Annotated in this window: 21 protein-coding genes and 1 pseudogene; 14 read left to right on the top strand and 8 right to left on the bottom strand. The window is 71.4% G+C overall.

Features of this window, described 5'->3' with window-relative positions; genetic code table 11:
- Window positions 1–66: 66 nt before the first annotated feature.
- On the bottom strand, window positions 67–783 hold the full coding sequence (locus C3Y15_RS28165; protein ID WP_011886018.1) for a FadR/GntR family transcriptional regulator: 717 nt from the start codon (window positions 781–783) through the stop codon (window positions 67–69).
- 133 nt (window positions 784–916) lie between these two features.
- On the opposite strand from C3Y15_RS28165, the gene C3Y15_RS28160 reads away from it, so the two are divergent.
- From C3Y15_RS28160 to C3Y15_RS28145, 4 genes are read left to right on the top strand one after another with little or no spacing between them, the layout of a single operon-like run.
- The gene (locus C3Y15_RS28160) at window positions 917–1,717 is read left to right on the top strand and encodes a (Fe-S)-binding protein (protein ID WP_041493889.1); all 801 of its coding nucleotides are present in this window, start codon (window positions 917–919) and stop codon (window positions 1,715–1,717) included.
- Window positions 1,714–2,439 (top strand): LUD domain-containing protein, encoded by a 726-nt coding sequence (locus C3Y15_RS28155; protein ID WP_059735422.1) that lies wholly within the window; start codon window positions 1,714–1,716, stop codon window positions 2,437–2,439. The genes C3Y15_RS28160 and C3Y15_RS28155 overlap by 4 nt, the downstream gene beginning before the upstream one ends.
- Window positions 2,436–3,881, top strand: a complete 1,446-nt coding sequence (locus tag C3Y15_RS28150) for a LutB/LldF family L-lactate oxidation iron-sulfur protein (RefSeq protein ID WP_034194789.1) — start codon at window positions 2,436–2,438, stop codon at window positions 3,879–3,881. Before C3Y15_RS28155 ends, C3Y15_RS28150 begins: the two co-directional genes overlap by 4 nt.
- Before the next feature lie 48 nt (window positions 3,882–3,929).
- Window positions 3,930–5,630, top strand: a complete 1,701-nt coding sequence (locus C3Y15_RS28145; RefSeq protein WP_034194788.1) for a lactate permease LctP family transporter — start codon at window positions 3,930–3,932, stop codon at window positions 5,628–5,630.
- A 111-nt stretch (window positions 5,631–5,741) separates the two neighbouring features.
- On the opposite strand, the gene C3Y15_RS28140 is transcribed toward C3Y15_RS28145, so the two are convergent.
- The 5 genes from C3Y15_RS28140 to C3Y15_RS28120 form a co-directional block, all read right to left on the bottom strand.
- On the bottom strand, window positions 5,742–6,503 hold the full coding sequence (locus tag C3Y15_RS28140; protein WP_011886023.1) for a M48 family metalloprotease: 762 nt from the start codon (window positions 6,501–6,503) through the stop codon (window positions 5,742–5,744).
- 137 nt (window positions 6,504–6,640) lie between these two features.
- Complete coding sequence (locus C3Y15_RS28135; RefSeq protein WP_034194787.1) at window positions 6,641–7,456, bottom strand: glycosyltransferase family 2 protein; 816 nt, start codon at window positions 7,454–7,456, stop codon at window positions 6,641–6,643.
- A 116-nt stretch (window positions 7,457–7,572) separates the two neighbouring features.
- Window positions 7,573–7,809, bottom strand: coding sequence for a hypothetical protein (locus C3Y15_RS28130; protein WP_059475006.1), 237 nt, complete (start codon window positions 7,807–7,809; stop codon window positions 7,573–7,575).
- Window positions 7,810–7,967: 158 nt separating this feature from the next.
- Window positions 7,968–8,684, bottom strand: coding sequence for a 3-oxoacyl-ACP reductase FabG (gene fabG, locus C3Y15_RS28125; protein ID WP_046424016.1), 717 nt, complete (start codon window positions 8,682–8,684; stop codon window positions 7,968–7,970).
- Between the two features lie 108 nt (window positions 8,685–8,792).
- The gene (locus C3Y15_RS28120) at window positions 8,793–9,053 is read right to left on the bottom strand and encodes a phosphopantetheine-binding protein (RefSeq protein WP_011886027.1); all 261 of its coding nucleotides are present in this window, start codon (window positions 9,051–9,053) and stop codon (window positions 8,793–8,795) included.
- Window positions 9,054–9,656: 603 nt separating this feature from the next.
- On the opposite strand from C3Y15_RS28120, the gene C3Y15_RS28115 reads away from it, so the two are divergent.
- The 10 genes from C3Y15_RS28115 (at window position 9,657) to C3Y15_RS28070 (ending at window position 20,165) form a co-directional block, all read left to right on the top strand.
- Complete coding sequence (locus tag C3Y15_RS28115) at window positions 9,657–10,301, top strand: membrane protein (RefSeq protein ID WP_014723648.1); 645 nt, start codon at window positions 9,657–9,659, stop codon at window positions 10,299–10,301.
- A gap of 52 nt (window positions 10,302–10,353) precedes the next feature.
- Complete coding sequence (locus C3Y15_RS28110; RefSeq protein WP_069246323.1) at window positions 10,354–12,132, top strand: AMP-binding protein; 1,779 nt, start codon at window positions 10,354–10,356, stop codon at window positions 12,130–12,132.
- On the top strand, window positions 12,129–13,103 hold the full coding sequence (locus tag C3Y15_RS28105) for an acyl-CoA synthetase (RefSeq protein WP_014723650.1): 975 nt from the start codon (window positions 12,129–12,131) through the stop codon (window positions 13,101–13,103). The genes C3Y15_RS28110 and C3Y15_RS28105 overlap by 4 nt, the downstream gene beginning before the upstream one ends.
- Window positions 13,104–13,132: 29 nt before the next feature.
- Window positions 13,133–13,795, top strand: coding sequence for an outer membrane lipoprotein carrier protein LolA (locus C3Y15_RS28100; RefSeq protein WP_059897541.1), 663 nt, complete (start codon window positions 13,133–13,135; stop codon window positions 13,793–13,795).
- Entirely contained in the window at window positions 13,792–16,326 is a 2,535-nt protein-coding gene (locus tag C3Y15_RS28095; RefSeq protein ID WP_069246324.1) for an MMPL family transporter, read from the top strand. Before C3Y15_RS28100 ends, C3Y15_RS28095 begins: the two co-directional genes overlap by 4 nt.
- Complete coding sequence (locus tag C3Y15_RS28090; RefSeq protein ID WP_069246325.1) at window positions 16,323–17,216, top strand: polysaccharide deacetylase family protein; 894 nt, start codon at window positions 16,323–16,325, stop codon at window positions 17,214–17,216. Before C3Y15_RS28095 ends, C3Y15_RS28090 begins: the two co-directional genes overlap by 4 nt.
- 63 nt (window positions 17,217–17,279) lie before the next feature.
- Window positions 17,280–18,509, top strand: a complete 1,230-nt coding sequence (locus tag C3Y15_RS28085; RefSeq protein ID WP_046424018.1) for a beta-ketoacyl-[acyl-carrier-protein] synthase family protein — start codon at window positions 17,280–17,282, stop codon at window positions 18,507–18,509.
- The gene (locus tag C3Y15_RS28080) at window positions 18,506–19,324 is read left to right on the top strand and encodes a beta-ketoacyl synthase chain length factor (RefSeq protein ID WP_011886035.1); all 819 of its coding nucleotides are present in this window, start codon (window positions 18,506–18,508) and stop codon (window positions 19,322–19,324) included. Before C3Y15_RS28085 ends, C3Y15_RS28080 begins: the two co-directional genes overlap by 4 nt.
- Window positions 19,321–19,848 carry a hotdog family protein gene (locus C3Y15_RS28075; protein WP_014723655.1) on the top strand — a complete coding sequence of 176 codons (528 nt, stop codon included), beginning with the start codon at window positions 19,321–19,323 and terminating at the stop codon, window positions 19,846–19,848. Before C3Y15_RS28080 ends, C3Y15_RS28075 begins: the two co-directional genes overlap by 4 nt.
- Window positions 19,845–20,165 (top strand): hypothetical protein, encoded by a 321-nt coding sequence (locus tag C3Y15_RS28070; RefSeq protein ID WP_011886037.1) that lies wholly within the window; start codon window positions 19,845–19,847, stop codon window positions 20,163–20,165. The genes C3Y15_RS28075 and C3Y15_RS28070 overlap by 4 nt, the downstream gene beginning before the upstream one ends.
- Window positions 20,166–20,533: 368 nt before the next feature.
- On the opposite strand, the gene C3Y15_RS28065 is transcribed toward C3Y15_RS28070, so the two are convergent.
- Both C3Y15_RS28065 and C3Y15_RS28060 read right to left on the bottom strand, forming a co-directional pair.
- Window positions 20,534–20,734 (bottom strand): hypothetical protein, encoded by a 201-nt coding sequence (locus C3Y15_RS28065; RefSeq protein ID WP_011886038.1) that lies wholly within the window; start codon window positions 20,732–20,734, stop codon window positions 20,534–20,536.
- Window positions 20,735–20,833: 99 nt separating this feature from the next.
- A pseudogene (locus C3Y15_RS28060) lies at window positions 20,834–21,058 on the bottom strand (SDR family oxidoreductase); the annotation flags it as partial.
- Between the last annotated feature and the right edge of the window lie 128 nt (window positions 21,059–21,186).

Raw genomic sequence — 21,186 nt, 5'->3', positions numbered from 1 at the left:
CCCCTCGCACCGCCCCACCGCCAGCGCGTTCAGGCACGGGCCACAGGCGCCGTGGTCCAACCAATCTCACGACGCGGCGCCGTTACGCTCGAAGTGGCTGCGCACGTAGTCGATATGGGTCTGCATCGCGGTGCGCGCCTCCTCGGGCCGGTGTGCGCAGATCGCATCGCACACCACACGATGCTGCTGCAGCAGCAGTTCGGATGCCTGCTCGTCGTCGGTCGTCATCCCGGCGACGTTGATCGAAATGTGTTCGCGCAGCATCCCGAGCACGCTCGTATGCAGGTGCAGGAACATCGTGTTGTGCGACGCGAGCGCGATCGCCTCGTGCAGCTTCGCGTCGGCCGACGCCTCGACGACCGCGTCGTCGTTCGCATGCGCAGTCTCCAGCTCGCGCAGCAGCCCGCGGATCCGGCGCCGGTCGTTCGCATCGGCACGCAGCGCGGCGAAATACGCGGTCGCGCCTTCGAGCACGCGACGGAATTCGAGGATGTCGTCGCGCAGCGCCGGATGATCGGCGACCAGCTGGCCCCACGGCGACGCGATGCCCGCGCGCAACTGGTCGGTCGCGAACACGCCCGCGCCGCGCCGGCTCTGCAGCAGCCCGCGCGCGACGAGCCGCTGGGTCGCCTCGCGCACGGTATTGCGCGCGACCCCGTACTGCTGCGCGAGCACGCGCTCGGCCGGCAGCCGCGCGCCCGCCGGCCACGTGCCGTCGAGCAGCGCCGTCTCGATCTTGCGCATCACCACTTCGGTCCGGCCCCGTGCCGTCATCGCCGCCATTGCCGTCTCCCCGTTTCGTATCGCTGTCGCGTCGATTGGCCCAACCAATTTGAGCTCCAGCGCCGTCGCGGGAATTATGCAGCGAAATGGCCGCCCGCATGCAGATGCCGGGACGGCGTACCTGGAGCGAGACATGAACCCAAGGCCCTACCCCGCTGTCGCCCCCGCGCACGTGTACCTGTTCGCGACCTGCCTGGTCGACCTGTTCGTGCCGGAAGCCGGCCTCGACGCGGTCCGGCTGCTGGAGCGCGAAGGGCTGACCGTCCACTATCCGCGCGGCCAGAGCTGCTGCGGGCAGCCGGCCTACAGCAGCGGCAATCCCGACGAAGCGCGCCGCGTCGCGGCCGCGCAGCTCGACCTGTTCGGCGACGCGTGGCCGGTGATCGTCCCGTCCGGCTCCTGCGCCGGCATGATCCGGCACCATTGGCCGACCCTGTTCGCCGACGATCCCGTGCACGGCCCCAAGGCCCGTGCGATCGCCGAGCGCACCTACGAACTCGCCGAATTCCTCGTCAACGTGCTGCACGTGCGGCTCGACGCCATCGCGCCGCCAGCCGGCCCCGACGAACGCGTGGTGCTGCACACGTCGTGCGCGGCCCGCCGCGAGATGGGCACGCGCGCCCACGGCGTCGCGCTCGTCGATGCGCTGCCGGGCGTCACGCGCGTCGAGCATGAACGCGAATCGGAATGCTGCGGCTTCGGCGGCACGTTCTCGCTGAAGCACCCCGATATTTCGGGCGCGATGGTGCAGGACAAGGTGGCGTCGGCGTGCGCGACCGGCTGCGACCGGCTCGTGTCGGCCGACTGCGGCTGCCTGCTCAACATCGGCCATGCGGCCGACAAGGCCGGCGCGAAGCTCGCCGTCGAGCACCTCGCGAGCTTCCTGTGGCGCCGCACGGCCGGCGCGGCGTCGCTGAGCGGAGATGCACAATGAGCGCCCGCGACGCGATCCTCGCGCGGCTGCGCGCCGCCGCGCCCGGCGTCGCCGGGCACGCGAGCGCCGCGGTCGACACGCGCATCGGCGAGCATTACGCCGCGCAGCGCGCCCCGCTCGCCGCCGATCTCCACACGCTAGTGCAGACGATGCAGGCCGCGCTCGCCGCGTCGCATACCGACGTCTGGTGCGCGAGCGCCGACGCATGGCCCGCCCAACTCGCCGCGAAGCTCGCGGCGGCCGGCGTGCGGCGGCTGCTGCTCGACCCGGCCCGCGCCGAAGCCGCGGCGCTCGCGCACGCGCTGCCCGAGACGGTCGCGCCGGTGCCGTTCGATCGCCCAATCGACGCGTGGAAGACCGAACTGTTCGACACGATCGACGCCGGCTTCACGGTGGCGCGCTCCGGCATCGCGGCGACCGGCACCGTCGTGCTCGCGCCCGACGCCGGCACGCCGCGCACGGTGTCGCTGGTGCCGCCGCTGCACGTCGCACTGGTGCACGCGCGCACGCTGCACACGGACCTGCACGCGGCCGTGCACGCCGAGCGCTGGCATGCCGGCATGCCGACCAACCTCGTGCTGGTATCGGGCCCGTCGAAGACTTCCGACATCCAGCAGACGCTCGCGTACGGCGCGCACGGCCCGCGCGAACTGTGGGTCGTGATCGTCACCGAACCGGCCGATGCATCCGCCGCACCCGCTTTCCAGGAGCTGCCGCGATGAGCGACCAGCCGCTGCACTTCGTCGCCCCCGGCGACTTCAAGACCCGCGCGCGCGCCGCGCTCGACGATCCCGCCTTGCGCCGCAGCTTTCGCGGCGCGATGGACTTCCTGCAAGGCAAGCGCGCGAGCCAGTTTCCCGACGGCGCCGAGCTCGAGCAGCTGCGCGACGTCGGCGAAGCCGTGCGCCGCCATGCGCTCGCGCAGCTGCCGGCGCTGCTCGAACGGCTCGAGGCGAAGCTCACCGCAGCCGGCGTGCAGGTGCACTGGGCCGAGACGGCCGACGACGCGAACGCGATCGTGCTCGGCATCGCGCAGGCGCGCAACGCGCGCCGCGTGATCAAGGGCAAGTCGATGGCGAGCGAGGAGATCGAGCTGAACCATTACCTCGCGGAGCGCGGCGTCGACTGCATCGAGTCCGACATGGGCGAGTTCATCGTCCAGCTCGCGGGCGAGAAGCCGTCGCACATCGTGATGCCGGCGATCCACAAGACGCGCGCCGACATCGCCGCGCTGTTCGAGCAGCACATCGCCGGCACCCGCTACACGGAGGATGTCGACGCGCTGATCCAGACCGGCCGGCGCGCGCTGCGCCGCGCGTTCGCGGAAGCGGACATCGGCCTGTCCGGCGTGAATTTCGCGGCGGCCGACACGGGCACGCTGTGGCTCGTCGAGAACGAGGGCAACGGCCGGCTGTCGACGACAGTGCCCGACACGCACATCGCGATCATGGGCATCGAGAAGGTCGTCGAGAAGCTCGAACACATCGTGCCGCTGGCGAGCCTGCTGACGCGCTCGGCCACCGGCCAGGCGATCACGACCTACTTCAACCTGATCTCCGGCCCGCGCCGCGACGGCGAACGCGACGGCCCGCGCGAGCTGCATCTCGTGCTGCTCGACAACGGCCGCACGCAGGCCTACGCGGACGAGCAATTGCGCGCGACGCTGCAGTGCATCCGCTGCGGCGCGTGCATGAACCACTGCCCCGTCTATACGCGCATCGGCGGCCACGCGTACGGGACCACCTATCCCGGCCCGATCGGCAAGATCATCTCGCCGCACCTGCTCGGCCTCGATGCGACGGCCGACCTGCCGAGCGCATCGACGCTGTGCGGCGCATGCGGCGAGGTGTGCCCGGTGCGCATTCCGATCCCGCAGCTGCTGGTGCGGCTGCGCACCGAGGCGAACCGCAAGCCGGACGAGGCCGTGGCGCACCCGCTGCGCGGCCAGGGCGCGAACTACAACCGGGCGGAAGACCTCGTGTGGCGCTTCTGGTCCGGCGCGTTCGCGCATCCGCGCGCGTATCGCGCGTTCCGCTGGGCCGCAACGCGGCTGCGCGCGCTGACGCCGGCGAAGCAGCTCGGCTGGACCCGGCACCGCACGCCGCTCGAGCCGGCGCCGCGCAGCCTGTCCGACCTGCTGCGCGCGCGCGGACAACCCGAATAGCCGCCCATTCAAAACCCGTACCAACAGCAATCCATGGAGGAGACCACCATGCAGGTTTGGCACCAGATCTACACGCCGCTCGGCAGCCTCGGGCTGTCGGCGTTCGTCGCCGCGATTCCGATCATCTTCTTTTTCGTCGCGCTCGCCGCACTGCGGATGAAGGGGCACGCGGCCGCCGCGATCACGCTGCTGCTGTCGCTCGGCGTCGCGATCCTCGCCTACGGGATGCCCGTGCGGCAGGCGCTCGCGGCAGCCGGCTTCGGCTTCGCATACGGCCTCTGGCCGATCGCGTGGATCATCGTCGCGGCGGTGTTCCTGTACAAGATCGTCGTGAAGACCGGCCAGTTCGACATCATCCGTGCGTCGGTGCTGTCGATCACCGACGACCAGCGGCTGCAGATGCTGCTGATCGGCTTCTCGTTCGGCGCGTTTCTCGAAGGCGCGGCCGGCTTCGGCGCGCCGGTCGCGATCACAGCCGCGCTGCTCGTCGGCCTCGGCTTCAAGCCGCTGCACGCGGCCGGACTGTGCCTGATCGCGAATACCGCGCCGGTCGCGTTCGGCGCGATGGGCATTCCGATCATCGTCGCCGGGCAGGTGACCGGCATCGACGCGTTCCACATCGGCGCGATGGCCGGCCGCCAGCTGCCGCTGCTGTCGCTCGCCGTGCCGTTCTGGCTCGTGTTCATGATGGACGGGCTGCGCGGCGTGCGGCAGACCTGGCCGGCCGCGCTGGTCGCGGGTGGCAGCTTCGCGGTCACGCAGTACTTCACGTCGAACCATATCGGGCCCGAGCTGCCGGACATCACGTCGTCGCTCGTCAGCCTCGTGTCGCTCGCCACGTTCCTGAAGGTCTGGCAGCCGAGCAGCGCGAAAGCGACGGCCGGCAGCGTCGTCACGTCCGGCGGCGGCGCCGCGCTCGCCGGCTTCGGTGCCGGCGGCAACGCCGCGGGCTCGAGCCGTCAGGCGTCGCCGTACTCGCTCGCGCAGACCGTGCGCGCATGGTCGCCGTTTCTGATCCTGACGGCCGTCGTCACCGTCTGGAGCCTCGCGCCGTTCAAGGCGCTGTTCGCGGCGCACGGCCCGCTCGCGGCAACCGTGCTGAAATTCCACGTCGCCGGGCTCGACCAGCTGGTCGTGAAGGGCGCGCCGATCGCGGCTGCGCCGAAGGTGCTCGACGCCGTGCTGAAGATCGACCTCCTGTCGGCCGTCGGCAGCGCGATCCTCGTGACGGCGCTGATCTCGATGGTGCTGTTGCGGATGAAGCCGCGCGACGCGCTCGTCACGTTCGGCGAGACGCTGAAGGAGCTCACGCGCCCGATCCTGTCGATCGGCCTGGTGCTCGCGTTCGCGTTCGTCGCGAACTACTCGGGGATGTCGTCGACGCTCGCGCTGATGCTCGCCGCGACCGGCGCCGCGTTCCCGTTCTTCTCGCCGTTCCTCGGCTGGCTCGGCGTGTTCCTGACCGGCTCGGACACGTCGTCGAACGCGCTGTTCTGCTCGCTGCAGCAGGCCACGGCCCACCAGCTCGGCGTGCCCGAGACGCTGGCCGTCGCCGCCAACACGACGGGCGGCGTGACCGCGAAGATGATCTCGCCGCAATCGATCGCCGTCGCATGCGCGGCGACCGGCCTGGTCGGCAAGGAGTCGGAGCTGTTCCGCTTCACGGTGCGCCACAGCCTGCTGTTCGCGGTGATCGTCGGCGTGATCACGCTCGTACAGGCCTACCTGCTGCCGGGCATGGTGCCGTAAGCCCCTCGCGCGGCGCTCGCCACAAACAAAAACCCCATGCCCGCGAGGGCATGGGGTTTTGTTCATCCGGGCGCGCGGGCCTGGCCGGGGCCGCGCGGCGGGCAACGGCGATCAGCTGCCCTTCGCGATGCGATCCTGGATGTGCTGCGCACGGCTCGTCGACGACGGGTGCGAGCTCATCATCGAGCTCTTGCCGCCGTCGAGCTGCGCGAGCTTCTGGAACGCGGTGACGAGGCCCTTCTGGCTCATGTTCTTCTGCTTCATCAGGTCGAACGAATAGTCGTCGGCCGCGCTTTCCTGCGATTGCGAGAACTGCGCGTTGATGAACTTCTCGGTGATGTCGCCGAGCTGCGAGCTGGTCAGCGCCGCGACGCCGGGCGAGGCCGCGCCGGCCGCCGTGCGCGCCGCGCTGACGGCGTAGGCCGTCTGCATCGCCTTCTTCGAGTGGCCCAGCGCGACGTGGCCCATTTCATGGCCGATCACGCCGCGCAGCTCGTCGTCGTTCATCATGTCCATCAGGCCGCTGTACACGCGCACGCAGCCGTTGCCCATCGCCCACGCGTTGACGTCCTTCGTGACGTAGACCTTGTAGTTGATCTTCTGGCCGTTCAGCGTCATGTCGCCGAAGCCCTTCATCACCTTCGTCAGACGCTTCGAATACGCGCTGTTCGGCGCGGCGATCTTCGATTCCGCGTCGCTCGCCTTGCACGAGTCGTTCGACAGGGCCGCGATGTCGCTGTCCGACAGCGTCGCCGCCTTGAACAGGCTGGTGCCCGCCGACGTCAGGCCGTTCGCGTCGAGGTTCTGCACCCCGCCGCACGCGCTCAACAGGAACGCCACGCCACACGCTGCCGCCGCTTTCTTGATATGCATTCCGTAACCCTCGGTTGTTTTATTTGGGAGCGGCGATTTTGCATAATCCGGCAGAAAATTACCAGACGTTTACGTCTAATGACAGGACCATTGCCGGCGCAATCGGCCGAAAGTAACAATAGTTAACGGATTGACGGTCAGCGGGACGGTCGATCGCCGCGTCGCGGCCGGTCGAACGCGCGGCGCGAGCGGCGCGTCAGCCGCCGCGCGGCCAGCAGCGGCAGCCGCAGCACGAAGCCGGCGACGAGCCGCACGTGCATCCATGCGAGCAGCGCGTTGTCGCGACCGTAGTGAAAATGCGACACGCCGCCCTCGTGGGCGCCGAAATAGCGCACCGGCGCGTCGATGCGGATCGGCCGCACGCCGGCCCAGCAAAGCCGCACGGCCGCTTCGGGATCGAAGTCGAAGCCGCGCATCCACGGCTGCCGGTGCATGATCGCGGCGAGCGGCGCGATCGGATACACGCGAAAGCCGTACAGCGAATCGCCGATCCCGGCCCACAGCGTCTCGAGGTCGGCCCAGCCGTTCGACAGGCGCCGGCCCTGCACGCGCAGCCGCGGCGCGCTCGCGTCGAATTTCGGCAGGCCCAGCACCATCGCGTCCGGCGCCGCCTGCGACGCGGCCATGAATTGCGGAATCAGCTCGGCCGGATGCTGGCCGTCGGAATCCATCGTCAGCACGTGCGTGAAGCCGCTCGCGGCGGCCGCGTCGAGCCCGGCCAGCACGGCCGCGCCCTTGCCGCGGTTCTGCGGCAGCACGATCACGCGCAGGCCGGGATCGCGCTCGGCCATCGCCTGCAGCCGCTCGGCGCTGCCGTCGGTGCTGCCGTCGACGACGACCCACACCGGGTTCCACTGCGCACGCGCGTTGCGTACGGTCGTGTCGACCTTGACGCCGGGGTTGTAGCTCGGGATCAGCACGAGATGGGTGGTCGACGCGTGCAGCTGGGACATGGGAACGACCGATTGCGAAGACGATGATCCTGACAAAAGTGTATGACCTGCGGGCGACTGCCGGCAGGCTTCGTCGATGCCGGGCGACGGCTCGCGCAGCGACAGGCCGGCGCGCTTCACGACCGATGCTCCGGCGGATGGGCGGCGCTCGCGTCGATCTCGACCGGCGGATTGCCGCCGCATGCATCGGCGTGGACGAACGACGTGCGTACGCCCAGGCCGGCCGCGTCGCGCAGCACGCCTTCGATCGCGGCGCGCGCGCCGGGAAACGTCTGCCGGAACGCGTCGCCGCGCCGTTGCGTACCGTGCTGCGGCGCGGCGAGCCGCGCCTCCGCGCTGCGGACGAATCGCAAGGCACGACCGCCGCCACGACGCACGGCGCGCGCGCCATACGGGGCTGCGGCTGCGGCCGGGACGGTGGACGGAGAACACACGCGCCGTTCGGCGCCGACTAGTTGCACTGACACTTCGATTTCCTCAACAAGCGGCGCGGCGTGGGACGCACGCGCGGTCATGCAAGTCCGCCGTTGACCGACAGTACCTGCCCGGTCACATAGGCGGCCGCATCGGACACCAGATACGCGACCATCGCCGCGACTTCGTCGGGCCGGCCTGCGCGTTGCGCGGGCACGAGCTGCCTGATCCGTTCGATCGGGAACGCGTCGCCGGCCATCGGCGATTCGATGACGCCGGGCGCGACTGCGTTCACGGTAATGCCGCGCGACGCGAGCTCGAGCGACAGCGATTTCGTCGCCCCGATCAGCCCGGCCTTCGCGGCCGCATAGTTGACCTGCCCGCGGTTGCCGGTCACGCCGGCGACCGACGCGATGTTCACGATGCGCCCGCGCCGCGTGCGGATCATCGGCAGCAGCAGCGGCTGCGTGACGTTGAAAAAGCCGTTGAGCGTCACGTCGATCACGTCGTGCCATTGGCGGCGCGACATGCCGGCCATCGGCGCGTCGTCGTGGATGCCCGCGTTGTTGACGAGGATCTGCACCGGCGCGCCGTCGACGAACGGTGCGAGCGCGGCGAGCGTCGCGTCGGCGTCGGTCACGTCGAACGCGATCGCATGCGCGGCGCCGCCGGCCGCGACGAGCCGCTGCGCGACGGCCTGCGCCTGGGCGAGATTCCGGTTCGCATGCACCCACACTTCATGGCCGGCCTGCGCGAGCGCCGTGCAGATCGCCTGCCCCAGTGCGCCGCTGCCGCCCGTTACGAGCGCCCGCATCGAATGGCTCCGTTCATTACACGTCGCGTTGAGCGACGCCGCCGCCTCGTATCGTGCCGCAGGCGTCGCCGCGTGCCGTCGTCCATGGCGTGCCGTATCGCGCCGCCGTCACTTCGTGCGATGCACGGCGACGTAGGCGGCCAGCGCGCCGAGATTCGAGAAGATCTGCTGGTTGTCCGGGTTGTCCGAGCGCAGCTCGAAGCCGTACTTCTTCGAGATCAGCAGCGCGATTTCGAGGATGTCGATGGAGTCGAGCCCGAAGCCCTCGCCGTACAGCGCGGTCGCGGCCGTCACCGTGTCGGGCGAGACGTCTTCGAGATTCAGTTCGCCGATGATCAGCGTGGCGAGCTCTTGTTCCAGTGCGTTCATCATGCTTGCGGGCAGGCGGCCGGGGGCAGCGAAAGGCGCATCGAACCGGCAGCCACCGTGCCCGCGCGGCGCGTGTGAAGCGCCGTCGCGCCAGCGTCTGCCGGCTTCCCCGCCTGCGTTATGGGGGACCATGTGTAAAAGTTACGCGGATTCTAGACGAACGGATATCGGGGCGTATACCGCGAATGGTTACAGACTGAAGGGCCCGCGCGCGGGCCAGTTGGAGGCCCCGATCGCACGAGACGCTTGCGCCGCTTCGACTCGAAATGAATCGCCGCAGCGACGCGTGCGCGCGGCCGCCATACAATCCGTTACAAAACCCGGCCGCGCCCATCACGAAGCGTCGCGCCGCGGCCCTAAAATGTGCGTGCGTCACCACCGGCCCGGACTGAGTTCGGGCCATGGTTCGCAAGCCTTTTCGTAAGACTTTTTCGTAAGACCTTTGACAGCCCGACGCACGCGTGGGGCGACGATCCGCACGATGTTTCCAGCAGCCATGCCGCGCCCGTTCATTCGCCCCGCTCCCGTCCGTCCAGCCGTACGCCGCGCTACCGCGGCGGCCATCGGCCGTGCGCGGGCGCGCCGCGCAGCGGGAGCACCGCGATGAGCACGCCGCTCGCCATCGCGCGCGGCGCCGGCGCGCTGGCCGCGGTCGCCGCGTATCAGATCGGCGCGCATTACGCGGCCGCGACGCCGGGCGCGCACGGCTTCGGCCTCGCGATGGCGCTGGTGCCGCCGCTGCTGCTCGCGCTCGGTGCGGCGCTGCGCTCGCCGCGACGCGCGGCGCTCGTGCCGGTGTGGCTGCTCGTCGCCGGCGCGCTGTGGGCCGCACGCGTCCCGCTCGCACGCCATTTCGAATGGGGCCTGTATCTCGAGCACGCGAGCTTCAACGTCGCGATGGCGCTGCTGTTCGGCCGCACGCTGATGGCCGGCCAGGTGCCGCTGTGCACGCGCTTCGCGGCGATGATTCACGGCGAGATCACGCCGGCCGTCGCGCGCTACACGCGGCGCATCACGCTCGCGTGGGCGCTGTTCTTCGTCGCGATCGCGGCCGTGTCGACGCTGCTGTTCGCGACCGCGCCGATCGCCGCGTGGTCGACCTTCGCCAACTACCTGTCGTTGCCGCTCGTCGCCGTGATGTTCGCCGCCGAGCATGCATGCCGGCGCGTCGCGCTGCCGGGCGACGCGCGCACGACGATGGCCGACTCGATGCGCGCGTACCGCGCGTCGACCCAGCCGTCGCGATGATTCCAAGGCCGGCGCGGCTGCGCCGGCCACTGCCTCACGCTTCAACCGATTTATGCCGACTCACCCGCTGGTATTCCCGCTGGTATTCCATTCGTCGCCGGACCAGACGATCGCCTGGCGCGACGGTGCGCCCGTCAGCGTGCGCACGTTCGTCGCGGACGTCGCACGCGTCGCCGCCGTGCTGCCCGCCGGCGGCCACGTGTTCAACGTGTGCCGCGATCGCTACCGCTTCGCGGTCGGCCTGTGCGCGGCGCTCGTCGCCGGCAAGGTCAGCCTGCTGCCGTCGACGCACACGCCGGAGATGGTGCGCCAGCTCGCGTCGTTCGCACCCGATGCGTTCTGCCTGCACGATGCGCCGGACTGCACGATCGACCTGCCGCGCTTCACGTATCCGGAAGCCGCCGCGCACGCAGGCGGCGACGACGACGCCGCGCCGTGCGTGGTGCCGCAGATCGACGCGTCGCGGCTCGTCGCGTACGTGTTCACGTCGGGTTCGAGCGGCACGCCGGTGCCGCATCGCAAGACGTGGGGCGGCCTGGTCGGCTGCGTGCGCGCGGCGGCCGAACGCCTCGCGCTGCTCGACGGGCGTGCGGCCACGCTGATCGGCACCGTGCCGCCGCAGCACATGTACGGCTTCGAATCGACGGTGCTGCTCGCGCTGATCGGCGGCCTCGCGTTCAGCAACCGGCAACCGTTCTATCCGGGCGACATCCGCGACGAACTCGCCGCGCTCCCGCAGCCGCGCGTGCTCGTCACGTCGCCGGTGCATCTGCGCGCGCTGCTGTCGGCCGGCCACGCGCTGCCGCGCGCGGCGCTCGTGCTGTCGGCCACCGCGCCGCTGTCGGAAAAGCTCGCGGGCGAAGCGGAAGCCGCGCTCGACGCGCCGCTCGTCGAAATCTACGGCAGCACCGAGACCGGCCAGATCGCGACGCGCCGCACGTCGCAGGGCGCCGCGTGGCAACCGTTCCCCGAGATCCGGCTGGACGTGCGCGACGCGCTCGAGCGGCCGGGCGCGGACGCCGCGGGCGACGACGGCGGCCCGACCGTCTGGGCGTCGGGCGGCCACGTCGAGGCGCCGGTGCCGATGGGCGACGCGCTCGAACTGCTCGGCGACGGCCGGTTCCTGCTGCACGGCCGCAAGGCCGACCTCGTCAACATCGCCGGCAAGCGCACGTCGCTCGCCTATCTGAATCATCAGCTCAACGCGATTGCCGGCGTCGTCGACGGCGTGTTCTTCATGCCCGACGAAGCCGCGCCGGCCGACGCCGATGCGCGCCGCGAACCGGTGACGCGGCTCGTCGCGCTGGTCGTCGCGCCGACGCTCGCCGCGGCCGATCTGCAGCGCGCGCTGCGCGAACGGATCGATCCGGCGTTCATGCCGCGTCCGCTCGTGTTCGTCGACGCGTTGCCGCGCAACGAAACGGGCAAGCTGCCGCGCGACGCGCTGGCCGCGCTGGTCGCCCGCCACGTGCGCACGAGCGCGGCCGCCGCGCGTGCGCACTGCGCGCCGCAGACGCGGCTCGGCTTCACGATCGCGGCCGACCATCCCGCGCTGCCCGGCCATTTCCCTGGCCATCCGATCGTGCCGGGCGTCGTGCTGCTCGACCACGCGATCGCCGCGCTCGGCGCGTCGCTGAACCGGCCGCTCGACACATGGCGGCTCGCATCCGCGAAATTTCTGAGCCCGGTCGCGCCCGGCGAGCCGCTCGATATCGCGTTCGAGGCGGCGGCGAACGGTGCGATCCGCTTCACGCTGCGCGCCGGCGCGCGCGACGTCGCGAGCGCCGTGCTGGCCGCGCCGCCCGCCACGCACGACGGCGGACAGCCATGAAGCGCACCGCGTGGGCCGAACGCCAGGAACGCAGCCATGCGGGTTTGCTGCGCGTGATGACCTGGCTGTCGCTGCGCTTCGGCCGGCGGCCGTCGCGTGTCGTGCTGCATGCGATCGCGACGTACTTCGTGCTGTTCTCGCCGGCCGCGTGCGCGGCGTCGCGCGACTACCTGCGCCGCGCGCTCGGCCGTCCCGCGCGATGGCGCGACGTGTACCGGCACGTGTTCACGTTCGCGACGACGATCCACGACCGCATCTATCTGATGAACGGCCGCTTCGACCTGTTCGACATCCGGCTGCACGGCGCCGCGCGCGTCGACGAAGCGCTCGCCGGCGGGCGCGGCGCGTTCCTGCTGGGCGCGCACCTCGGCAGCTTCGAGGTCGTGCGCGCGATCGGGCGCACGCGTGCGGACCTGCGCGTCGTCGTCACGATGTACGAGGAAAACGCGCGCAAGATCAACGCGACGCTCGCCGCGGTGAATCCGGCCGCGACGCCGGAAGTGATCCCGCTCGGGCGGATCGATTCGATGCTGAAGGTGCGCGAGCGCCTCGACGCGAACTGCATGGTCGGGATGCTCGCCGATCGCACGCTGCTCGACGACGCGGCCGCGTCGCTGCGCCGGCTGCCGCTGCTCGGCGCACCGGCCGCGTTTCCGCTCGGGCCGCTGCACATGGCCGCGATGCTGCGGCGCCCGGTGCTGTTCATGACCGGCCTGTACCGCGACGGCAACCGCTACGACGTCCATTTCGAAACGATCGCCGATTTCTCCGACGTGCGCCGCGACACGCGCGCGGCGGCCGTCGATGCGGCGCTCGCGCGCTACGTCGGCCTCGTCGACCGGTACTGCCGCGCGGCGCCTTACAACTGGTTCAACTATTTCGATTTCTGGCAGACGGGCGATGCCGCGGCGCGCGGCGACGATGCGCGCGCATGCACCGAGCTGCCGGCCACCGGGGATTCCGACACATGATCGCCGTTCGTCGCTCGTTGGCATCGTCGATGTCGTCGTTGCCGCGGCCCTGGCCGCCGCGGTTACCGTCGTCGTCGTCGTTCACGCTGCTCCATGCGCTACGCGGCGCCGCCCGCACGCTCGTCATCGCGGCGGCCGCGGCCTGCGCGCTGCCCGCCCACGCGGCCGACGCCGGCCCCGCGTGGACGCTCGACCGGCTGATGGCGACGCTCGCGCAGCACAAGTCCGGCCGCGCGACCTTCACCGAGACGAAGACGCTGTCGATCGCGGCCGAGCCGCTGGAATCGTCGGGCGAGCTCGTGTTCGTCGCGCCCGACCATCTCGAGAAGCACACGCTGCGCCCGAAGCCCGAGCATCTCGTGGTCGACGGCGACATGCTCACCGTCGAGCGCAACGACCGCAAATACGCGCTCGCGCTCGCGCGCTATCCCGAGCTGGGCGCGTTCATCGACAGCATCCGCGCGACGCTCGCCGGCAATCGCTATGCGCTCGAACAGCTCTACAAGGTGGTGGTCGACGGACACGGCGACGACTGGACGCTCACGCTCACGCCGCTCGACGCGCGGATGCTGAAGGTCGTCAGCTCGATCACGCTCGACGGCACGCGCGACGTGCTGCGCAGCGTCGCGATCCGGCAGGCCGACGGCGACCATTCGACGATGCGCCTGCAACCGGCGCCCGCGAACCGATGAACGAGCGCCCCCGCTCGGCCGGCCCCGTCGCGCCGCATTCGCCCGCCTGGCGGCAACCCGCGGTGCTCGTATGGGCACTGGCGCTGGTCGCGTGCGCGGCGGCGATCGCCCGCGCGAATTTCACCGCCGATCTGTCCGCGTTCCTGCCGCGTGCGCCGAGCGCCGCGCAGCGCGTGCTCGTCGACCAGCTGCGCGACGGGATCGTGTCGCGGCTGATCCTGGTGGCGATCGACGGCGGCGATGCGGCCACGCGCGCCGAACTGTCGCGGCGCATCGCACGCACGCTGCGCGACGATCGGCAGTTCTCGGCGGTCAACAACGGCGAAGCCGCGAACGACGCGCGCGACCGGCAGTTCGTGTTCGATCATCGCTACCTGCTGAGCCCGGCGGTGAACCCGCAACGCTTCAGCGCGGACGGCCTGCACCGCGCGCTCGGCGACAGCCTCGACCTGCTGAGTTCGTCGGCGGGGCTCGTCGCGAAGGCGCTGCTGCCGCGCGACCCGACCGGCGAGGTGACGGCGCTCGTCGACCAGCTCGACAGCGGCGCCCAGCCCGCGCTGCGCGACGGCGTGTGGGCGTCGCGCGACGGCACGCGCGCGGTGCTGGTCGTGCAGACGGCCGCGGCCGGCGCCGACACCGATGCGCAGGCGCGCGCGCTCGACGCCGTGCGGCGCGCGTTCGGGGCGGCCACGCAGACGCTGCCGGACCGCGCCGCCTACACGCTCGCGATGACCGGCCCCGGCGTGTTCTCGGTCGATACGCGCGACACGATCCGCCACGACGTCGAGCGGCTGTCGACGGCGAGCATCGTGCTGATCGTCGCGCTGCTGCTCACGCTGTACCGCTCGCCGCGCACGCTCGCGCTCGGGCTGCTGCCCGTGCTCACCGGCATCGCGGCCGGCATCGCCGCGGTCGGCGTCGCGTTCGGCACGGTCCACGGGCTCACGCTCGGCTTCGGCACCACGCTGATCGGCGAAGCCGTCGACTACTCGATCTACCTGTTCGTCCAGTCGGCGCGCGCCGATTCGCGCAACGTCGCGCGCGCAGGCGACGCGACCCGCGCATGGATCGCCGCGTACTGGCCGACGATCCGGCTCGGCGTGCTGACGTCCGTGTGCGGGTTCGCGTCGATGCTGTTCTCCGGCTTTCCGGGTCTCGTGCAGCTCGGGCTGTATTCGATCGCCGGCCTGACGGCCGCCGCGCTCGTCACGCGCTTCGTGCTGCCGCATCTGCGCGGCGAGCACGTCGCGATTCGCGACGTGTCGCGGCTCGGCGCGCTGCTCGCGCGCGCGGCGGCCGCGGCGCCGCGGCTGCGCTGGCCGCTCGCGCTGCTCGTCGCGGCCGCGTGCGCGACGCTCGTCATCCATCGCGACGGCCTGTGGAGCCGCGAGCTTGCCGCGCTCAGCCCCGTCCCCGGGAGCGCGCAGGCGCTCGATGCACGGCTGCGGGCCGACGTCGGCGCCCCGGACGTGCGCTATCTCGTCGTGATCTCGGCGCCGGGCGAACAGGCGGCGCTCGAACGCGCGGAGCAGGTCGCCGCGCAGTTGCAGCCGCTCGTCGATCGCGGCGCGCTCGCCGGCTTCGAAACGCCCGCCCGCTATCTGCCGAGCGACGCCGCGCAGCGCGCGCGGCAGGCGAGCCTGCCCAGCGCCGACGTGCTCGCCGCCCGCATGCGCGACGCGGTCGCGAATCAGCCAGTTTCCGTGAAGCCCGAGCTGTTCGCGCCGTTCATCGCCGATGTCGACGCGGCGCGCCGCGCGCCGCTGCTCACGCGCGCCGACTTGCGCGGAACCTCGATGGCCGTTGCCGTCGATGCACTGCTGACCGAGCGCGACGGCCGCTGGAACGCGATGCTGCCGCTGCGCGCGGCGGATCGCGCACGCAGCGCGTCGTCGGCCGCGGCGGCGCCCGATGCCGCGGCCGCGCTCGACACGGCGGCGATCCGCGCGGCCGTCGCGCGCGCCGGCGTGCGCGATGCGTTGTTCGTCGACCTGAAGGCAGAAGCTGATCGCCTGTACGTCGACTACGTGCGCGAGGACTTGCGGCTGTCGCTGGCCGGCTTCGCGGCGATCGCCGTGCTGCTGCTGATCGCGCTGCGCTCGCCGCGTCGCGCGCTGCGCGCGCTCGCGCCGCTGGTCGCGGCCGTGCTGGTGGTGGCAGCCTCGTTCGCGCTCGCCCGCGTGCCGCTGACGATTCTGCATCTGGTCGGCATGTTGCTGATCGTCGCGGTCGGGTCGAACTATGCGCTGTTCTTCTGCAAGCGCGACGATGCGCAACCGGTGACGCCGTACACGCTCGTGTCGCTGCTGGTCGCCAACGCCGCAACGGTGGCGGGCTTCGGCCTGCTCGCGCTGTCGCACGTGCCGCTGCTCGAAACCTTCGGGCTGACCGTCGGCCCTGGCGCGATGCTCGCGCTCGCGTTCGCGGCGATCCTCGCGCCGCGGGCGACGGACACTGCCGAAGCATCGGAAGCACCGGACGCACCGCCCGCGCACCGCCCGCATCACAATCAGACAGGAGGTCGCTCATGAACGAGCCGTCGGCCATTGGGCGGCACCCGAGCGGCCCTGCGCGCCGCTGGAAGCCGACGCCGCTGATCGCCGGCACGGTCGCGCTGCATGCGGGCGCGCTCGCGGCCGTGCTCGCGCAACCGGGCGCGTGGCCTTGGGCTGTCGGCAGCGTGTTCGCGTCGCACGCCGCGCTGACGGCGGCCGGCCTGTGGCCGCGCAGTACGCTGCTCGGCCCGAACTGGACGCGGCTGCCGGCCGACGCCGGCCGCCGGATCGCGCTGACGATCGACGACGGCCCGGATCCCGAGGTCACGCCGCGCGTGCTCGACCTGCTCGAGCGCCACGACGCGCGCGCGACGTTCTTCTGCATCGGCGATCTCGCGCGTCGGCATCCGCGCTGGATCGAGGCGATCGTCGCGCGCGGTCACGCGGTCGAGAACCACAGCCAGCGGCATCGTCACACGTTCTCGTTGACGGGGCCCGCCGCGCTGCGGCGCGAGATCGCGGCCGCGCAGCAGACGCTGACCGAACTCACCGGCACGCGCCCGCAGTTCTTTCGCGCGCCGGCCGGGCTGCGCAATCCGTTCCTCGAGCCGGTGCTGTGCGAGCTCGGCCTGCAGCTCGCGAGCTGGACGCGCCGCGGCTTCGACACGCGCACGCGCGACGCGGGCGTCGTCGCGCAGCGGCTGCTCCACGGCCTCGCGCCGCGCGACATACTGCTCGTGCACGACGGGCACGCCGCGCGTGATGCGCGCGGCGTACCGGTCGTGCTCGACGTGCTGCCGGCGCTGCTGCGCGCGGCTGCCGACGCGCAATTGCAGTGGACCACGCTGCGCGCCGCCGCCGCGGCCGAGCCGCCTGCAGCGGGCGTCCGGCCGGGCCTGCAAGGGACCCCGTTTGATAAACTCTGACCACGCCCGACGCGCCGGCCGGCGTTGCTGCCGCGCGCGTTCCGGCTCCCGGATGCGATCCTCGTGAACCCTCTCCTGCTCTCGCACTTCACCAGCACCAGCTGCATCGGCCGCGGCGGCGACGCGACCGTCGATGCGCTGCGCACCGCGCGCGGCGGGCTCTCGCCATGTCGCTTCGAGCGCGCCGAACTCGACACGTGGATCGGCGCCGTCGACGGGCTCGATGCGCAGCCGGTGCGCGCCGATCTCGCCGACTTCGACTGCCGCAACAACCGCCTCGCCCAGCTCGCCCTCGTGCAGGACGGCTTCGACGCGCGCGTCGCGGCGGCCGTCGCGCGATACGGGGCGCAGCGCGTCGGCGTGTTCGTCGGCACCAGCACGTCGGGCATCCTCGAAACGGAACGCGCGTACATGCGGCGCGATCCCGCGGGCGGCGCGCTGCCGGCCGGCTTCCGCTACGCGCATACGCACAACCCGTATTCGGCCGCCGCGTTCGTGCGCGCGTATTGCGGGCTGCGCGGGCCGGCGACGGCGATCTCGTCCGCCTGCTCGTCCGGCGCGAAGGTGTTCGGCTCCGCGCGCCGGATGATCGAGGCGGGGCTGATCGACGCGGCCGTGGTCGGCGGCGTCGACACGCTGTGCCTGACCACGCTGTACGGCTTCAATTCGCTCGAACTGCTGTCGCGTCAGCCGTGCCGGCCGTTCGACGTGGCGCGCGACGGCATCTCGATCGGCGAGGCCGCCGCGTTCGCGCTGCTCGAGCGCGTGCCCGCTGAACGCGACGCACTCGACGACGATGCGATCCTGCTGCTCGGCATCGGCGAATCGAGCGATGCGCATCACATGTCGTCGCCGCATCCCGAAGGACTCGGCGCGCGCCTCGCGATCGAACAGGCGCTCGCATCGGCCGGCCTCGACGCGACCGACATCGACTACGTGAACCTGCACGGCACCGCGACGCCGAGCAACGACGCCGCCGAAAGTCGCGCAGTCGGTGCGCTGCTCGCGCGCACGCCGTGCAGTTCGACCAAAGGCGCGACCGGTCACACGCTCGGCGCGGCCGGCGCGCTCGAAGCCGTGATCACCGCGCTCGCGCTGCGCGAGGGGTTCGTGCCGGCCGGCGTCAACACGACGCAACCCGATCCGGCGCTCGCTGCCGACTACGTGCTCGCGAGCCGCGCGGCGCAGATGCGCACGGCGCTGTCCAATTCGTTCGGCTTCGGCGGCACGAACTGTACGCTGGTGTTCGGCCGCGCCGACCACGCGAGCGCGAACCGCCGGGAGCCGACATGACGCTCAGCGCATTCATCGAAGGTATCGGCTTGGTTGGCCCGGGGCTGAACGACTGGCCGCACGCGGCCGCCGTCCTCGCCGGCCACGCGCCCTACGCGAGCGCGCGCACCGTGTTGCCGCCGCCGGCCGGCTTGCCGCCGGCGGAACGCCGGCGCACCGGCCCGGTCGTGCGCGTCGCGCTGGCAGCCGGCCTCGAAGCCGCGGCGGCGAGCGGGCGCGACGCGGCGACGCTTGCGACCGTGTTCAGCGCGTCGGGCGGTGATGGCCAGAACTGCCATGCGATCTGCGAAACGCTGGCCGGCGACGATCGCCAGCTGTCGCCGACGCGCTTCCACAACTCCGTACACAATGCGCCGGCCGGCTACTGGAGCATCGCGACCCGCGCGATGGCGACGTCGAACGTGCTGTGCGCGCACGACGGCAGCTTTGCCGCGGGCCTGCTCGAGAGCCTGTGCCAGGTGGCGGTCGACTGCGTGCCGAGCCTGCTGATCGCTTACGACACCGACTATCCGCAGCCGCTGCGCAGCGTGCGCCCGATCGTCGACGCATTCGGCGTCGCGCTGGTGTTCGCGCCGCGGCCGAGCGAGCGCACGCTGGCGCGCATCGACGTGGCGCTCACCGATGCCGCGGCGACGCCGCTCGCGCTGCCCGCGCTCGAAGCGCTGCGCGCCGGCATTCCGGCCGCGCGTGCGTTGCCGCTGCTCGATGCGCTGGCCGCGCGGCGTGCGGCGCGCGTCGTGCTCGACTATCTGGACGATACGCGCGTGCAGGTCGATGTCGCACCGGCCGATGCGGCCATGGAGCGTGTGCGATGACGACCGTCGACCCTACGCCGCAGCCGCCGATGTCGACCACGACGCTCGATCGCGAATGGATCGCCGCGCGCATTCCGCACGCGGGCGCGATGTGCATGCTCGAGCGCGTCGACGCGTGGGACGCCGTGCGCATCCGCTGCAGCGCGACGAGCCACCGCGATGCGCACCATCCGCTGCGTCGCGACGGCCGGCTCGCGTCGGTGTGCGGCATCGAATATGCAACGCAGGCGATGGCCGTGCACGGCGCGCTGCTCGGCGCGCACGACGAACGGGCGCGTCCGCGCGCCGGCTATCTCGCGAGCGTGCGCAACGTCGATGCGTTCGTCGATCGGCTCGACACGTTCGAGCTGCCGCTCGTCGTGGAGGCAGAGCGCATCGGCGGCGACGACCGCACGGTGCTGTACGACTTCGCGCTGCGCTGCGGCGAGCGCGTGCTGCTGCGCGGACGCGCGGCGGTGATGCTCGATGCAGCGGCGGCCGGCGCATCGGCCGCGCCGCACGGCGATCGCATGGAGGCCCGATGAATCAATCCGAAGGAAACCACGTCGTGAAAGCACGCAAGTTCGTTTGCACCGCGTTCGTCGTCGCGCTGATCAGCCCGATCGCGCACGCGGACATGTCGGAAGTGAAGCAGGACATCAAGCGCGATTCGAAGGAAGCCGCGCACAAGACCGGCGAGGCCGCGCGCAGCTTCGGCCATGCGACCGCGAGCGCCGCGAAGGCGGTCGGCCACGGCATCGCGCACGCGTCGCGCGAGGGCTGGGATGCGACCAAGCGCACGACCAAGCGGGTCTTCCACAAGAACGACTCGGGCGACGGCGCGCAGACGCGCGGCGAGTGAGCCACGGTATCGCGCAGGCGTTGCGCGCGGGCCGGGATGCGACCAAGCGCACGACCGAGCGGATTTTTCGCAAGGGCGATTCGGGCGACGGCGCGCAGACGCACGGCGAGTGAGCCACGGCATCGCGCAAGCGTTGCGCGCGGGCCGGGATGCGACCAAGCGCACGACCGAGCGGATTTTTCGCAAGAGCGACCCGGGCGACGGCGGGCTGACTCACGGCGATTGAGCGCGATTGACTGCGAGCGAGCGGCGCACCGCCGCCGAGCTCGCGGGTTGCAGGTTGCGGGCTACGGGCGCCGGGCTGCGGCACGGTACGTAAGCGCGCCGCAGCCGCCGTCGCCTACCGCTACGTACTCACCCCGCCGCCCTCACCGCGCGCCGCTGCGCGTGCGCCGTACCGGCCGACGCGCAAGACGCCTGCCATACGCGACGACCCAGCAATCGCGATGATCGAAATTGCGCAGCAACCGCGCGCGGCGCCGCTCGAGCCAGTGCAGCGCGATCGCCATCGTCAGCGCGACGGCCAGCGCCGAGCCGCCGATCACGAGTCCCGTCCAGGTGTCGCCCATGCCTCCTCCGGAATGCGAGGCCGGCGCGGCGTGCCTACCGCGCCGGCGCTGGATACTGCGGGAACGCGGCCCGGCCGTGCGCGGCCGGGCCGCCACGCGTCAATGCATGTGCTGGCCGCCGTTGATCGCGATGTTCGAGCCCGTCACGAAGCCGGCCTCTTCCGAGCACAGATACGCGACCAGCGCCGCGACTTCCTCCGGCTGGCCGAGGCGCCCCGCCGGGATCTGCGGCAGGATCTTCGTATCGAGGATGTCCTGCGGGATCGCCGTCACCATCTTCGTCGCGAGATAACCGGGCGACACCGTGTTCACCGTCACGCCCTTGTGTTGGGCGCAAAGTAATAATGAGCCACTTCGCGCGAAGTAAATCTAAGCCACCTTTCAGTACAGTCAGCCTTTTGCGCGCAAAGGCTGGCGATGCTCCAGAAGGAACAGTGGATGCAAATCCATGT

The sequence above is a fragment of the Burkholderia sp. B10 genome (assembly GCF_004368385.1).
Taxonomy (GTDB): Bacteria; Pseudomonadota; Gammaproteobacteria; order Burkholderiales; family Burkholderiaceae; genus Burkholderia; species Burkholderia vietnamiensis.
The sequence above is the reverse complement of the archived record's forward strand: the minus strand, read 5'-3'. Positions and strand labels throughout refer to the sequence as shown.

Coding starts and splice junctions, on each gene's coding strand:
- C3Y15_RS28165 (WP_011886018.1), bottom strand. CDS start 783: ATGGCGGCGATGACGGCACGGGGCCGGACCGAAGTGGTGATGCGCAAG.
- C3Y15_RS28160 (WP_041493889.1), top strand. CDS start 917: ATGAACCCAAGGCCCTACCCCGCTGTCGCCCCCGCGCACGTGTACCTG.
- C3Y15_RS28155 (WP_059735422.1), top strand. CDS start 1,714: ATGAGCGCCCGCGACGCGATCCTCGCGCGGCTGCGCGCCGCCGCGCCC.
- C3Y15_RS28150 (WP_034194789.1), top strand. CDS start 2,436: ATGAGCGACCAGCCGCTGCACTTCGTCGCCCCCGGCGACTTCAAGACC.
- C3Y15_RS28145 (WP_034194788.1), top strand. CDS start 3,930: ATGCAGGTTTGGCACCAGATCTACACGCCGCTCGGCAGCCTCGGGCTG.
- C3Y15_RS28140 (WP_011886023.1), bottom strand. CDS start 6,503: ATGCATATCAAGAAAGCGGCGGCAGCGTGTGGCGTGGCGTTCCTGTTG.
- C3Y15_RS28135 (WP_034194787.1), bottom strand. CDS start 7,456: ATGTCCCAGCTGCACGCGTCGACCACCCATCTCGTGCTGATCCCGAGC.
- fabG (WP_046424016.1), bottom strand. CDS start 8,684: ATGCGGGCGCTCGTAACGGGCGGCAGCGGCGCACTGGGGCAGGCGATC.
- C3Y15_RS28120 (WP_011886027.1), bottom strand. CDS start 9,053: ATGAACGCACTGGAACAAGAGCTCGCCACGCTGATCATCGGCGAACTG.
- C3Y15_RS28115 (WP_014723648.1), top strand. CDS start 9,657: ATGAGCACGCCGCTCGCCATCGCGCGCGGCGCCGGCGCGCTGGCCGCG.
- C3Y15_RS28110 (WP_069246323.1), top strand. CDS start 10,354: ATGCCGACTCACCCGCTGGTATTCCCGCTGGTATTCCATTCGTCGCCG.
- C3Y15_RS28105 (WP_014723650.1), top strand. CDS start 12,129: ATGAAGCGCACCGCGTGGGCCGAACGCCAGGAACGCAGCCATGCGGGT.
- C3Y15_RS28100 (WP_059897541.1), top strand. CDS start 13,133: ATGTCGTCGTTGCCGCGGCCCTGGCCGCCGCGGTTACCGTCGTCGTCG.
- C3Y15_RS28095 (WP_069246324.1), top strand. CDS start 13,792: ATGAACGAGCGCCCCCGCTCGGCCGGCCCCGTCGCGCCGCATTCGCCC.
- C3Y15_RS28090 (WP_069246325.1), top strand. CDS start 16,323: ATGAACGAGCCGTCGGCCATTGGGCGGCACCCGAGCGGCCCTGCGCGC.
- C3Y15_RS28080 (WP_011886035.1), top strand. CDS start 18,506: ATGACGCTCAGCGCATTCATCGAAGGTATCGGCTTGGTTGGCCCGGGG.
- C3Y15_RS28075 (WP_014723655.1), top strand. CDS start 19,321: ATGACGACCGTCGACCCTACGCCGCAGCCGCCGATGTCGACCACGACG.
- C3Y15_RS28070 (WP_011886037.1), top strand. CDS start 19,845: ATGAATCAATCCGAAGGAAACCACGTCGTGAAAGCACGCAAGTTCGTT.
- C3Y15_RS28065 (WP_011886038.1), bottom strand. CDS start 20,734: ATGGGCGACACCTGGACGGGACTCGTGATCGGCGGCTCGGCGCTGGCC.